This window comes from Lentibacillus populi (assembly GCA_014642895.1).
In the GTDB taxonomy this organism is placed as follows: Bacteria; Bacillota; Bacilli; order Bacillales; family Amphibacillaceae; genus Lentibacillus_C; species Lentibacillus_C populi.
This window is the reverse complement of the sequence record BMJD01000003.1, coordinates 1-14,307: the sequence shown is the minus strand read 5'-3', so window position 1 is coordinate 14,307 and position 14,307 is coordinate 1. Positions and strand designations below refer to the sequence as shown.

The following is a 14,307-nucleotide window of genomic DNA, read 5'->3' as shown; positions in this document are numbered from 1 at the left end:
CCTCTTTTATTAAACATCTGTAAATAAGTCAGCCATGAAACGACCATCAAGTGTCGGGGGATTTTTGATACCTAATAAATTAGCAATCGTTCTTCCTACATCACTCATCAAGTAGGGTCCTGCTGTATTTGAACTTCGTTTATAACCTGCCTTGCTTGTTGCTCCAGTTATTACAAAAATCCCTGAGTTAGAGGAATGTGCTGTTCTAGCGCTTGGAATTTGCGGACCATGGTTAGCTCCTGGACTCGAAACCTTAGCAACAACGTCTTTTTTGTTGGTTCCCCACACAAAGCCCTGACTATATGCAAATATAACGTCTCCCATGTCAGATCCCCAATAGCCTATAATGGATGCGTGTTGTTTTTTCAATGTTAATGCACTGACATGTTGTCGATATCCATTTTCTTCATAGATCCATGTAGAAAGCGCCTCAAAAATAGCATTCTGTACTGACTCATACTCTTTTCTTGGAACTGCCCCTGTTGAATCTCTCCCCTCGAGGTTCACAAAAATTTCTAAACCACCTCTTTCATCTTTAAGGTAAGCCTTTGATTTCTCCAATATTGGATTACCACTTTCATCTAGTTCACAAAGACCACATTCTGCCAAGCGTAAATATACATCACAGAAATACTTATTTGGTACATCTCCATGATCAGATGCTAAAATTAATGTTGTATCATCATTTTTTTCCTTCATTAACCTTCCAATTGTACTATCTAAAATAATGTAACTCTTCCTCATATTTTCCTCATATAACTTCGAATCCTCTTCCTTATAAAACGACGAAGCCGGATCATATTGTCCTAGGCTTGTATGATGAGTTTCATCATTTAAACGAAAGACAGTTGCAAATAAATCAAATTCATTATTATTTAATAGCTCCAAAGCAGTATCTGCTAACCATTTCGCTTGATATTCTGCTTCTTCAAAGCTTGTCTCATGATATAGCTCTTCTGGAGATGCCTTGATTGTCCATGATTGAATGAATGGCCCGTAGGTATCTATTAAATGTTTTTCCAAATTCGCATCATTAGACAGATTTGCAGTTTGTAGAATTTGAGTTTGAATAATATCCAATTCTCTACGTTCAAAATCATAATTTACTAACTTGAATCTAACCGATCCTTCTACACTATCGCTTAAACGTACTGTAACCCAATTGGTCCACTCATCAACCATCAAATCGACTTTTGTAGCACCATCTACAGTTAATATGACTTGCTTATCATCTACTAGGTCAATAGAAACCATTTTTTCTGATCCATTTTTTAACTGAATAGCAAAGGTTAACTTTTCATCATTTTTATTGATAGGCGATCGATTATTTTTTTCATGATGTGCTAAAGAAGAAGTTGGCGGCCACCCTAATGACTCCTTGACTTCCTTTACCGGCCATTTATCTAATTTCGTGCTAAACACCCTTGGTGAGGCTATTTCAAAAGGTGCTGATTCTTTACCTCCATAAAATGGCGCAAAATTAAAATGGTCAGTTCCTCCAGTTGAAACAGACTGGGGGAAATGTACTAACGCACACTTTTTGTTCATGGAATCAGCAATACCTAATAAATTATTCTTATTACTCTTTGGAAAAGATTGCCCCTTCCAAGCGTTACCTGGTGACTGCCCTGTCAGGAACGACACCCAATTCACGTCTCCCCATGTTGATATATAAGGTAATAATTCTGTTGCCGCCCCTTCCTCCATCATTTTGGAAATATTCGGCAGGCACCCTTCTTCTGCAAATTTATATACCAGTTCTGGGATTAGACCATCCACCCCAAAAACAAGTACTTTTTGATCATTCATTTTATAGCCTCCTATTTAAATACATTGATCTCATATTCTTCAATGACATCCCTATTAATATCTACCCCGATACCGGGTTTTTGGGGAATATGTACCTTTCCATTCTCCATATGAATTGCGTTAAATATTAGTTCTTCTCGGAATGGATGATCTGATTGGTCATATTCAAGATATAACCCAGCAGGATTTAGCGACAGTGGTGTCGGCGGCAACGTTGCGATATATTGCATGGAGGCAGCCAACCCAATACCGGAACCCCATACGTGTGGGATCACCTCTGTATTCCATGCCTGTGCCATAGAAGCAATTTTTTTACATTCCGTAAACCCACCAGATGAACATAGATCCGGTTGTAAAATGTCCAGTACCTTTTGAGAGACCCAATGACGATAGCCCATTTTTCCAAAAATGTTTTCTCCGGCAGCAATAAAGGTACTAGTTAAATTTTTAATCTCTTTATATCCTTCAATATCCTCCGGTGCCAAGGGTTCTTCAAAAAAGTTAATATTTGCATCCTCTAGTTCAAATAATAGTCTTCTGGCTTGTGACGAATTATAAGCACAATTTGCATCGAGCATCATCTTTGGCTCATTACCTACAGCCTCTCGAATCGCGTAAATATATTCTAAATCGTCTTCCACTCCAAATCCTGTTTTTAATTTGAAAGCATTAAACCCTTTTGAAAGGTGCATTTTCGCTTCTTTGATTCCTGCCTCGGGATAATTCAAATTTTCTTTTCGGTAAAAACCAGTAGCATAAGGTGTAATTTCATCACGGAAGTTCCCACCTAATAATTTGCTTACCGGTTTGTTTAAAGATCTTCCAATTACATCCCATAAGGCAATGTCTACACCACTAATTGCATTAACAGCAGAACCGCCCCCAAATGGTCTCGTTAAATTGTACATTTCTTCCCAAAGCACTTCTACATCAAAAGGATCTCGCCCTAGCAAATGCGGTTTAAAACAACGGTCTACAAAGGAAGCCGCTATTTCAGGGGGCTGCAGCCCATGACAGAGGGATTCTCCCCATCCCACTACCCCTTCATCTGTAACGATCTCAACGATCATTGCGCTCCTTTTCTTAACCCAGCCTTGTGAGAAAGCAAAAGGTTCTTCCAAGGGTTTACTTAATACATGAGTAAAAACATCTGTGATTTTCATTAATTACTCCCCCGATTATTTTTGTTTACGTATTTTCGAAAAATACGGTTTTATAATAGGTAAAAGGATAGAAATTACCGCTATCAAAATAAATACTAGAGCAATAGGTTTTGTTAAAAAGATCATATAACTGCCATCTGAAATAGCAAGTGACTGTCTAAATGAAGTCTCAGCAATTGGCCCTAACACTATCCCTAATAACATTGGTGTAATAGGAAATCCAAACTTCGGTAAAATGAAGCCGATCAAACCAAATACCAACATCACTTTCACGTCAAACATTGTATTGTTTACGGCAAAAGAGCCTATAAAGCAAAGAATTATTAAGATCGGAAGCAATAAATTGATTGGGACAAGCTTAATTTTCGCAAAAACTTTTGTTGCAAAAGTCCCCTGTATAAACATGAAAATATTAACTAGTATTAACCCAAACATAATTGTGTACATTACGTCAGCATAGTTAACAAATAATTCTGGTCCTGGAGCTAATCCTTGCATCATAAGCGCACCTAACATAACTGCCGTTACAGTATCACCTGGTATCCCTAAAGTGAGCAATGGGATTAAAGTAGCTCCAGTTACACCGTTATTTCCAGCTTCAGAAGCGGCAATGCCATCTAGCGACCCTTTCCCAAATTCATCCTTGTTTTTAGATGCTCTTCTAGCCTCATTGTAGCTTAAAAAAGCGGCAATAGCTGGCCCCGTACCAGGAATGGCGCCAATAAAAGTACCGATTGCACTTGATTTAAGCATTGTCTTCTTGAATCTTCTGATAAGGGTTTTAAAAGAAGTAACTGTTTTCTCTACATTACTTATTTGATCCTTTTTGTTGATATGAGCAGTTTGTGATTTTTTAATAATTTCAGATATCGCAAACAGTCCAATTAATGCAGGTATTAAATTGATACCCCCCATTAAATAATTATTACCAAATGAAAAGCGCGGGAGACCACCAATTGGATCCAGTCCAATAGTCGAAATAAGAATCCCTAGGATACCCATAATGACACCTTTTCTCAGGTTGTTACTACTTACACTAATGATCATAGTTAATCCAAAAAGTGCCAATGCAAAGAACTCTGGGGGTCCAAATTCTAAAGCAACTTTAGACAACTGTGGCGCAATTAAAAGTAGCGCCAGCGCACTAAATATCCCTCCAACAACCGATGCAAGCAATGCCATCCTTAATGCTACAGATGCCTTTCCTTGTTCAGCAAGCGCATACCCATCAATAACTGTAGCTGCAGAGGCTGGAGTCCCAGGTGTATTGATCAAGATTGCTGAAGCGGAACCACCATAGGTTCCCGCACAATAAATACCTAATAAAAATAGCATTGCTGTTGTGGGCTCCAACGCATAAGTAACTGGTAGCATTAAAGCAACCCCCATCGTGGCAGTCAATCCAGGTAAAGAACCAAAGATAAACCCTAAAAATACTCCTAGTATAATAAATAGTAGGTTTTGAAATTCAAATATAGCTAAAAAACTATTCAATAACACATCTCCCATATTGCTCACCCCTTTTATGTCTTATCTATGGTAGATTAATATACATAATATCCTCAAAAATAAATTTAACTAGAAAAATCAACCCTAACATGACTAAATACAAATACCATTTTCTTACGGAGAGTATCCACATAATCAGAAACATACAAATTATCGATGCTGGTATAAAATGAATGATATCAATGATATAAGCGTAGACTATCGTTATTGCAAAGACTAAGATACTCGCCAATATCTTCCCGGGCTCACCTGTTGTCTTGGTCACTTCAGCATCTTTTTTAATAAAAGTTCCAATAAAAGAAAGCCCACTGACTAGAATAATGACAATTGCCAGCATATTAGGGAAAAGCTCAGGTCCAAAGTTTGTGGAATTTTGACTTGTCTGTATTTGTGTAGGAATAATGACTTTCCATAACAAAATACCTCCGATTAGAAATACCAACCATGTATATCTTTCTCTTTGATTTTTAGTTGCCATATTCAAATCACCCATTTTATTCAGTATGTAGAGGGTGCTAGTGTCTTTACACCCCCTAAAAATTTTTTATTTCTTATTTCTTTGAAAGTCCCATTTTGTCAATTACATCACCATGTTCTTTATATTGCTTCTCTAACCTTTCCGATATTTCCTCTCCACTAATTTCCTCAGGGGTTAAATTAGCGGTTTTGAGGAAATCTTTATATTTTTGGCTTTCCATTGCTTTTTCAACAATTTCTGTTAATTTATTCAACTCCTTATCAGAAGTTTCTTTTGATACAAGTAAAAATTTCCAAACACTCATATCAATTGGAAACCCTTTTTCTTTAAAAGTAGGTACGTCAGGTAGGTCCTCATAACGTTCTGGTGAGAAGACACCTAAAATGCGCAAGTCGCCTGAATCAACATGTTGCATAATTGCGCCTGGGTGAGCTGCTACAGTATCAACATGTCCACCGAGTAGAGCGCTTACAGCAGGGTTTTGTCCCTCATACGCAACACTTTCCGCCTCAATTCCTGCTTGATCGAGAAATGCAGCTTGAGCTAAATCTGGCAGTCCACCAGCACCTGAGTGTGCATAAGTAATCCTTTCACCTTTATCCGCAATTAAATCATCCAAAGTCTCCCAAGGCGAATCGGAATTTACTAATAATACAATTGGTTCATAAGTTAAACCCTTAACTGGACGGAAATCGTCAATAGAATACTGTACATCTTGCATATGAGGTTGGGTAGTGAAAACACCTACTGCATCAAACAGAATCTTGTGAGCATCAGGTTGCTGTGTCGCCATCTCTGATGTTGCAATTGTTCCACCCGCTCCTTCCTTATTAACCACCACTACATTCTGATCAGTAACATCACTCATAGCTTCTGCTAAGGCCCTTGCAGTTTGGTCACTACTACCACCAGCAGACCACGGAACTGTGATTTCAATAGTCTTTGATGGAAAGTCATCATTACTGCTAGAAGAATTTGAACTACAACCAAATAATGAAATAATTAAAACAACTAAAAGTAGAATAAATTTCTTATTCATCCCTAAAACCTCCATTTTTTTTATTGTAATGAGTCATTTTATTTTCGGATCAAATTTACTATTAAAAAGATTAGTCTTATTTTTACTGAACCACCACCTTAATGTGTTCCTCATTAAGGAACACTGTTCCGAATAACAAGCAAAAAAATAAATTTGTAACTGCCCGATATTTTTCTAAGTCTGTCCTTCTATTGGCATCGCTTTCAGTTGAAAGTAAGGAAACTTCCCAATGACTCTGATATTTTTTGTGAATAAGCTAAAACTTCACTAATTATATAATTAAATTTATTGGAGTCTAACCTCATTATTGGGGTAGATACACTAATTGCCGCTATTATAGTGCCTCTACTATCCATAATTGGGGCTGCAGCACATTTTACTCCTAATTCATGCTCTTGATCATCTATTGCATATCCTCTATTTCGTATGATGTCCAGTTGAGCATAGAGATCTTCCTTTGTAATTAAAGTATTCTCTGTAAACTTGCGCATCGATTTTTCAGTTATTATTTTTTCAACTTCATCAATTGGTAAATGAGCTAAAAACACCTTACCTACTCCAGTACAATGCATAGGCGCCCTTTTTCCAACCCTTGAATACATCCGAATAGTTTCAGGGCTTTCCACCTTATCAATATAGACCATTTCATTAAGTTCCATTACCACCAAATGTACAGTTTCCCCAGTCTTGAAAGAAAGTTCATTTAATAGCGGGGAAGCATTTTTTCGAACATCTAAATTTTCACTAACCACATCACCAAGTTCCAAACACTTTAATCCTAATTGATACTTATCCGTTAACGGATCTTGTTTCACGAAACCAGCCTTAAACAATGACATTAGCAACCTATGTACGGTGCTTTTAGACACCCCTAAGGTTACAGATAGTTCAGTTATCCCTAGTCCATTTGGGTTCTCTTTCAATTTTTCTAATATATATATCGCGCGATCAACAGATTGAACTGTTGTGACATTGGACATAGTCAACATTACCCCCAGTCAAATAATAATTTTAAGAGCAAAATATATAAATAATGATTTATATGAAATATTCTTTGATTTTAAAATTAACACTATTTGCTGTAAAATAAAAGTAACGAATAGTTATAAGGTATAACTAAATATTATATTCTTTTTTTAATTTTGTTCGTATTAAATACAACCAAGGGAGAGAATAACAACATGAACATAGAAACCTTAAGAATGTTTTGTTTGGTAGTAGACATAGGCAGTATTAGCCAAGCTGCTAAACTATCTTACCTTTCCCAACCTGCAGTTACAAAGCAAATCCGTCAATTGGAAGCTATATATGGGGCGACATTATTTAATAGAAAAGAAGGGCGACTATCCTTAAATGAAAATGGCGAAACACTATATCCTATTGCGAAGTCTATTGTATCCGATTTCAAACATTCAAAAGAAGCTGTTTTAGATAACATTAGAAATTCAGATTTACAATTAAAAGTGGGAGCTAGTTTTACCATCGGTGAATACCTACTACCTAAGTTATTAGGTAAATTCAAAAAACTACACACGGATACAAAAATTACACTTATTGTTGAAAATACCCCAAATGTATTAGAGGCTTTATCTAATGATGTAATAGACCTTGCACTAGTAGAAGGCATTGTAGGAAACAATAATTTCAATGTAGAACCTATTGAAGAGGATCAATTAGTTCTCATACACCCGCTAGACCATAAATGGACAACCAGAACAGAAATTGACATAAATGAATTATCACAGGAAAAAATGATTTGGCGAGAGCCTACATCAGGCACAAGGCTGATCATAGAAAACCTATTAAAAGGACAAGGGATCTTGGATAAAATAGAAAACTATATGGAATTAGGAAGTACCCAAGCAATCAAAAGTGCGGTCGAGGCTGGGCTTGGAATTAGTATTGTTTCAAGACTTGCTGTGGAAAGGGATTTAGATCAGAACATATTTCGTGAAATTAAAATTAAGGATACGTACTTCAAAAGAAATTTATGGCTAGTTAGAAAGAATAGCAGATTTTGTAGAAAAAGCGTAGAAGATTTCATATCCCTGCTAAAAAATATAGAAACAACCTAACTAGGTTGAACGTATACCTTTTGGTTATAACCTATCACTAAAATTCAATATGCAAGCTTTTAAAGTTTTGTTAATTTGGGATTATATGAATTTTAGTGGAGGTATTAACTATGGAAATAACAACGGGACTTTTACTTCTTTTAATTGGGCTTTTTGCTGGTGGATATGGAACAATCGTAGGTGCAGGTGGAGGGTTTATTTTTGTACCTGCACTATTAATTATTTTAAGTATAGATCCATTAACAGCTGCTGCATCAGGCTTGGTAATCGTATTTATCAACACATTAACTGGGGTTTTTGGATATGGAAAACAAAAGATCATAAATTATAAAGTTGGAATTAATATTGTAATCGGAGCAGTACCCGGTTCCCTTTTTGGTGTATGGTTTCTTCAATACATTTCTACTGATTCCATTGTATTTTATTGGGTTTTTGCAAGCTTATTAGTAGTGTTTGGTTTGATATTATTCTTTAAAGACTCATCATCAAATAATAAAAAAACTACTAATAAAAATGGATTTTCTTTAAAACCAGAAGCAAAGTGGTTAATTCCGTTAGGCCTAATTATGGGGATCATCTCGAGCTTCCTAGGCATTGGCGGAGGGTGGCTGTTAGTACCTATTCTCATATTCACATTTAAAGTACCAACCCATGAAGCAACTGCAACATCCATATTTTCATTAAGTATTTACTCGTCTGTTGGCGTTGCCTCACACATCTTTTATCATAATGTTGAATGGTCTATTGTTTATTGGGGCGGAGTTGGTGTCATACTTGGAGCACAATTAGGTGTACTAGTGGCGAAAAGATTGCCAGATAAGGTGATTATTAGGATGTTATCTATTTTATTATGTATTGTAGGGTTGAGAATGTATTTTGGTTAGAAGGTTGAAATTTAATACAACTCTATTTGCTAGGCATGATAGACATAACTAATCACCCTATTTACTATTCCATTTCTACTTGATAACCCTTACTTTTTACAGTTGGAGAAATGGTCAATACTTGGCTATAACGATATTTCGGAGTTGAGTAATCATTTTGATTGGGTCGTACATAAAAGCAAAGATAAATTGAAAAACCTGCGTTATTTGTAAACATTGCAGGTTTTTCTATTTTTAGCACGGGAAAGCTAGTAGTAAAAAATAGAGGCGGTAGGTGCCTGTCCCCTCGTCTCTACGAATGGGATATGCTAGTCATCTGAATCGGTCAATTGATGACGGGAGACTTTCACTCCATTGTATTTCTTGCTTTGACGGCTGCTCCAGACAAGTTCCTGTCCCTATGTCCCCCACAATACTGGCAACTGTACATAGGATAGGTGGTTCACTTGATGATAAATCCGTTGTGTTGCCTTAACCACTTCCACATCCCCTGCAGGATCTTCTCCCGTATTTGTGTTAGGAAAAATAAAATTCTCTGCGCTAGATGTAATGGTTAAACGTATCCGATGTCCCTTTTCAAAGGTGTTGGCAATCTTCGACGTGCGAATAACGTATTTCTCTATTTTATTCGGCTCAAGCATGACCTCCTTATCAAAACCTCGACGATAACGAGCTCGCAAAACACCTTCAACAAGTTTCACAGAATTACCGGCAGGATCAACATCTGTTAAACGAACGATCCAATCCTTATCCTTGGCAGAACTGGACGCATAAAAATTCACTAAAACATCTCCGGCAATTGTTATCGGGGCATCCAGTGGCTGGGAATCATAAATAATGACATCCTCTCGCTTTTCCACCTCACGATAATTCGCAGGAACACCGATTTCATTTTCTGACATATCGATTAAATGAGGAGCTGGGTTCATGGGATCGTATATATATTCATCATAGCCATCCGTAATATTGGGATCAAACAGTAACTCGCCATCCCCATTCGCACTGTTAGCATTACCATTGCTGCTTAGATAAGCATGGAGCCAGTCAACATTTTCAGGTGACCATTGTTTAGCGGTTGCCCATTGATTTTCGCCGGTAATATAGTATTCAATCGGGGATGCAGTGTCTATGCCATTATCCATTGACTTCAACTTTCGATCAAACCATTGCTGAAAGTAGTAGTCCATATCATAACGCAATGCATTATCTCCAAATGCAACACCTTGAATATCACGGGTTGTGTTTGCTTTGTGCATCCATGGCCCAAGAATAACTTTTTTGTCTTGATACCCATAATCAGAAACGGTATCCAACGCTTCAGTCGTTCCCATTCCATTATCATCGTACCAGCCTGATACAATCATGGCAGGTACATGAATGCTCTTATTATGCCGATGCCAATCTTGTCTTTTCCAAAAATCATCATTCACTGCATGGGACATCCATTCATTCCAAAATGACACATCTTTTCCTAATGCTCTTTTCGGAATATCCTTTAATGGCCGTATTTTTAATACTTCATCCCAATCGGAACGTACCATCTTTTCTGGTTTAAATTCTTTTCCCACCATAGCAAAGGACCAAGCCAGCATACCGGAAACAACGATCCCCCTTTTCTTGGAATATCAATAAACGGGCTGCCAGCGGTAACGATACTGATCAAAGCCTTTAAATGAGGGTTGCCACTAGCTGCAGCTGCCCACTGAACATAACCACCATAGGAGGCACCGATCATTCCGATATTTCCGTTACACCAAAGCTGATCAGCCATCCAATTTAAAGTATCATCCCCATCCTCTATTTCCGAATACATAGGAATCCATTCGCCTTCCGAATCCTGTCTTCCCCGTGTATCCTGAATAACAACTGCATACCCACGTTGGATAAAATGGACATAGGAATTTGCAAATTCCATCCTTCCATATGGTGTCCGTACTAAAATAGCCGGTTTGGATTCTTTGCCTTCTATCGGCAGCCAAACATCGGTAGCCAGTTTAACCCCATCCCGCATTGCTACCCTATAATGACCGTGATGAACTACATTATATTCTGCTTTTGCTATTTTTTCATTTCCCCAAAGCTTCACAGGGGTATAAGCCTCGTATCCTTCCTTAACCTTTTGAAACCATTTTGACCGGGCGGCAATGGCTGGAAATGCAAACATGATAATTAATGTTGGGGCTCCGATAACATAATCCGCGGCATTGGCAGCAGCAAAAGTTGTTGGAGCAGCATTTAACTCATATCCGATAGCCGTTAAATTGGCACTTCCGCCAGTATACGTACCGATAAAACATACCGGCAATTTTCCATCCCTCGTCTACTTTAAGGGTTCAGGGCATTGAACAAAAACATTGATTTTAAAGGATTTTCAAGAAATATGAATAACTATAATCTATCAAAAAAAATTAAAAAAATGCAATTTCAATGCAATAAATGCAAATCATTTTATAAAGTTATTACTATAAAAATTTGATATCTCTTGAAAAGACGTTTCAATCGAAGCGTCTTTTTTATGGGAAAATGGAAACTAATTATATAGGAGCTCTTTGCTTATCATCCATAAAATATACTTCATGTAATCTAGGCGTCATCTAACCGATAGATGGCGTTTTTTTTACGTGTAAAATTAGAGGTGGGAAAATGATTGAAGAAAAATATGATACAAGTTTAAAAATTGGAAGTCTCTTTGATGGTATAGGGGTCTTCCCTCTCGCAGCTTCCAGTTATGGAATTACACCTATATGGGCAAGTGAAGTTGAAAAAGCACCTATCTCCATTACCAAACGGCATTTCCCTAATATGTTTCATCTCGGTGACATTACAAAAATAGATGGCGGGAAAATTCCTCCTGTCCATGTTATTACGTTCGGTTCCCCTTGTCAGAACTTATCCAATATCGGAAAACGTGAAGGCCTCGCAGGAAAACAATCCAGTTTATTTTACCAAGCCCTACGAATCATTGAAGAAATGAGGTGCGCAACTAATGGATTATATCCAGTTATCGCTGTTTGGGAAAACGTCATGGGAGCTTTTTCATCAAATAACCGGATGGATTTTAAAGCCGTGCTGGAATCTTTCACAAATACCGAAATTCCAATGCCTGCTTCTGGAGTATGGGCAAACGCAGGAATGGTCCGAGGGAACAACATTGATATGTGCTGGCGATTGTTGGACGCCCGATATTGGGGAAGGCCCCCTCTCGCTCAAAGAAGAAGACGTATCTTCCTCGTGGCAGATTTTAGAGGAAAACGTGCCAGAGAAATATTATTTAAAGCCCGCAATCTGCAATCGATTCCTGCGTCTGGCGGAAAAGACAGGCTGTCCTCCCCCATCACCAGTGGAATACCTGTTAAAGAAACAAGGAGGAACATACCCATCATCCACCCCTTTCAAGAAAGACGTATGCGAAGTGCCGCAAAAGATAAAAACGAAACAGGATTCATTGGAAGTTTCGGAAAGACAGGAGACCCTTTTCCAACTTTGCTTGCAGGAACCGTAAATTACTTTTCTTTTTGGTATGAAGGAAAAGAAAAAGAAGGTCTTATCCGTCAGCTTACACCATTGGAATGTGAACGTCTGATGGGATTACCTGAAGGATGGACAGCTTATGGAGATCAAGATAAAGCGATTAGTGATTATGCAAGATATAAAGCAATTGGAAATTCGATTGCTGTACCATGTGCCGAATATATTATGGCTGGTATTGCAGATAGTTTATAGGAAATCATTCTCTTTGTTTGTTGGATTATTCTTATCTGACAAGCTTTTTTTAATGGTGTAAAAGCAGGAAAGGAGAAAGGTTTATGATGTCTCTGAAGGAACAAGAAATATATGAAGAAAAGGTAATGGAGTGGATTGATGACCATTTTGTGCTGAATGAGGTTGAGATTGAAGAGTATCCGTTTTTTCTTCATGGGAAATTAGTGCGTGATAAAAGAGGGGAATCCATGATTGTTTTTTGGTGTGTAATATACGGACGTGTTGATTATCGTTTTTAATTATAAAAGGAGAATGATTATGAATGTCACAACTTTTATTTGTTTACTTGATGATAATGTAAAGGCAGAAATAGAAAAGGATTTAAGAGCAGCAGGTCATTCAGAAGAAGATGTACAAAGAGGGTTGGATAGCCGTCTTTGCGATTTAGAAGATACAATAGATATTCAAAAATACAAGGAAATGCTTCAAAATAGTTAATCTATGTAGCTTAAGGATTCTTTTATAGAATCCTTTCTTTCTGTATAAAAGAATATAGAGAACAAGTAATAAGTAATTGGTTAAGAAAGTGAAGGTAAAGGAGGTCATTTAACATGATTATTTATTATTCACGTTCTCCTCCGCTTGTATAGTTTTTGTTATGTATTTAAGAAATAAACTAATAAAGAAAAGAGGTAAACATTATGGAATTAAAATATGTGATTCCGAATATGGAAAAAACATTTGGTAATTTAGAGTATGCAGGAGAAGGAAAAGTTGAACAACGACGGATTAATGGACGGATGACCACATTATCTCGAAGCTATAATCTGTATTCAGATATTCAGCGGGCAGATGATATTGAGGTTGTTCTACCGAATGAAGCTGGAGAAAAATTCTTTGAACACGAAGATAAAGTCAAATTAGTTAATGCACGTATTACTGCAGAAGGCTATAAAATCGGGGATCGTGGTTTTACAAACTATATACTACATGCTGACAACATCGTTAAGGCTTAACATGGTTAAAATATAAGGAGGAATATCACATGAGATTAGCACAAGGCATTGTGATTGATAAAGAAAAAACATTTGGATTATTAAAGTTTTCTGCATTACGACGGGAAGTATTTTTACAAAATGAAGATGGTACCGTATCAACGGAGGTAAAGGAACGCACCTATGATTTAAAGTCCAGGGAACAAGGGCGCATGATCCAAGTAAGTCTTCCTGCTTCTGTTCCATTAAAGAAATTTGACTATAATGCAGAAGTAGAAATTATGAACCCTATTGCTGATACGGTCGCCAACGCTACTTTTCGTGGTGCGGATGTCGATTGGTATATAAAAGCCGATGACATCGTGTTAAAAGGAAAAGCAACTTCAACTATTGGAGAAAAGCCATCAAAAGCACCAGCTATTAAGGATAAATAAGAATGAAACCTTTCAAAAAACGAGGGAAACGTATTAGAGAAAAAGACGCTTCTCTCGTTTTTCAATTTGTGTTTATATCGCTGGTTGGTATATGGCTTCTATTCTTTCTCCCTTTTCACTTATCCTCCCTCAATAAATTTCGGTTTTCTTAAAATATCGCTGTTTTTCTCCGATTTTCTCCTACTAATGTTGAAGCATTTTGATAAAGTCAGGAGTATA

Annotated in this window: 13 protein-coding genes and 1 pseudogene; 7 read left to right on the top strand and 7 right to left on the bottom strand. The window is 37.2% G+C overall.

Going from position 1 to position 14,307, the window contains the following annotated elements:
* Window positions 1-9: 9 nt before the first annotated feature.
* From IEX12_RS03325 to IEX12_RS03300, 6 genes are all read right to left on the bottom strand, one after another.
* Complete coding sequence (locus IEX12_RS03325; protein ID WP_155555186.1) at window positions 10-1,809, bottom strand: alkaline phosphatase family protein; 1,800 nt, start codon at window positions 1,807-1,809, stop codon at window positions 10-12.
* An 11-nt stretch (window positions 1,810-1,820) separates the two neighbouring features.
* Complete coding sequence (locus IEX12_RS03320) at window positions 1,821-2,972, bottom strand: mandelate racemase/muconate lactonizing enzyme family protein (RefSeq protein WP_155555187.1); 1,152 nt, start codon at window positions 2,970-2,972, stop codon at window positions 1,821-1,823.
* A 15-nt stretch (window positions 2,973-2,987) separates the two neighbouring features.
* On the bottom strand, window positions 2,988-4,481 hold the full coding sequence (locus tag IEX12_RS03315; RefSeq protein ID WP_155555188.1) for a tripartite tricarboxylate transporter permease: 1,494 nt from the start codon (window positions 4,479-4,481) through the stop codon (window positions 2,988-2,990).
* 25 nt (window positions 4,482-4,506) lie between these two features.
* Window positions 4,507-4,959 carry a tripartite tricarboxylate transporter TctB family protein gene (locus IEX12_RS03310; protein ID WP_188724651.1) on the bottom strand — a complete coding sequence of 151 codons (453 nt, stop codon included), beginning with the start codon at window positions 4,957-4,959 and terminating at the stop codon, window positions 4,507-4,509.
* A 73-nt stretch (window positions 4,960-5,032) separates the two neighbouring features.
* The gene (locus tag IEX12_RS03305; protein ID WP_188724650.1) at window positions 5,033-5,998 is read right to left on the bottom strand and encodes a tripartite tricarboxylate transporter substrate binding protein; all 966 of its coding nucleotides are present in this window, start codon (window positions 5,996-5,998) and stop codon (window positions 5,033-5,035) included.
* Window positions 5,999-6,201: 203 nt separating this feature from the next.
* Window positions 6,202-6,978 (bottom strand): IclR family transcriptional regulator, encoded by a 777-nt coding sequence (locus tag IEX12_RS03300; protein ID WP_155555191.1) that lies wholly within the window; start codon window positions 6,976-6,978, stop codon window positions 6,202-6,204.
* A 201-nt stretch (window positions 6,979-7,179) separates the two neighbouring features.
* Here IEX12_RS03300 and IEX12_RS03295 point away from each other — a divergent pair, with 201 nt between their 5' ends.
* Together IEX12_RS03295 and IEX12_RS03290 are read left to right on the top strand one after the other, a co-directional pair.
* A complete protein-coding gene (locus tag IEX12_RS03295) occupies window positions 7,180-8,073 on the top strand; it encodes a LysR family transcriptional regulator (protein ID WP_155555192.1) in 894 nt (297 codons plus the stop codon).
* Between the two features lie 110 nt (window positions 8,074-8,183).
* Window positions 8,184-8,957 carry a sulfite exporter TauE/SafE family protein gene (locus tag IEX12_RS03290; RefSeq protein WP_155555193.1) on the top strand — a complete coding sequence of 258 codons (774 nt, stop codon included), beginning with the start codon at window positions 8,184-8,186 and terminating at the stop codon, window positions 8,955-8,957.
* Window positions 8,958-9,358: 401 nt separating this feature from the next.
* Here the strand turns inward: IEX12_RS03290 and IEX12_RS23245 are convergent.
* A pseudogene (locus IEX12_RS23245) lies at window positions 9,359-10,962 on the bottom strand (CocE/NonD family hydrolase); the annotation flags it as partial.
* A 638-nt stretch (window positions 10,963-11,600) separates the two neighbouring features.
* Here IEX12_RS23245 and IEX12_RS03275 point away from each other — a divergent pair.
* The 5 genes from IEX12_RS03275 to IEX12_RS03255 all read left to right on the top strand — a co-directional run bounded on the left by IEX12_RS03275 (window position 11,601) and on the right by IEX12_RS03255 (window position 14,088).
* A complete protein-coding gene (locus IEX12_RS03275; RefSeq protein WP_188724648.1) occupies window positions 11,601-12,680 on the top strand; it encodes a DNA cytosine methyltransferase in 1,080 nt (359 codons plus the stop codon).
* Window positions 12,681-12,763: 83 nt separating this feature from the next.
* A complete protein-coding gene (locus IEX12_RS03270; RefSeq protein ID WP_188724647.1) occupies window positions 12,764-12,958 on the top strand; it encodes a hypothetical protein in 195 nt (64 codons plus the stop codon).
* 19 nt (window positions 12,959-12,977) lie between these two features.
* The gene (locus IEX12_RS03265) at window positions 12,978-13,157 is read left to right on the top strand and encodes a hypothetical protein (protein WP_188724646.1); all 180 of its coding nucleotides are present in this window, start codon (window positions 12,978-12,980) and stop codon (window positions 13,155-13,157) included.
* Window positions 13,158-13,360: 203 nt separating this feature from the next.
* Window positions 13,361-13,675, top strand: coding sequence for a YdcP family protein (locus IEX12_RS03260; protein ID WP_066186233.1), 315 nt, complete (start codon window positions 13,361-13,363; stop codon window positions 13,673-13,675).
* A 29-nt stretch (window positions 13,676-13,704) separates the two neighbouring features.
* Window positions 13,705-14,088, top strand: a complete 384-nt coding sequence (locus IEX12_RS03255; protein ID WP_188724645.1) for a YdcP family protein — start codon at window positions 13,705-13,707, stop codon at window positions 14,086-14,088.
* Window positions 14,089-14,307: the final 219 nt, after the last annotated feature.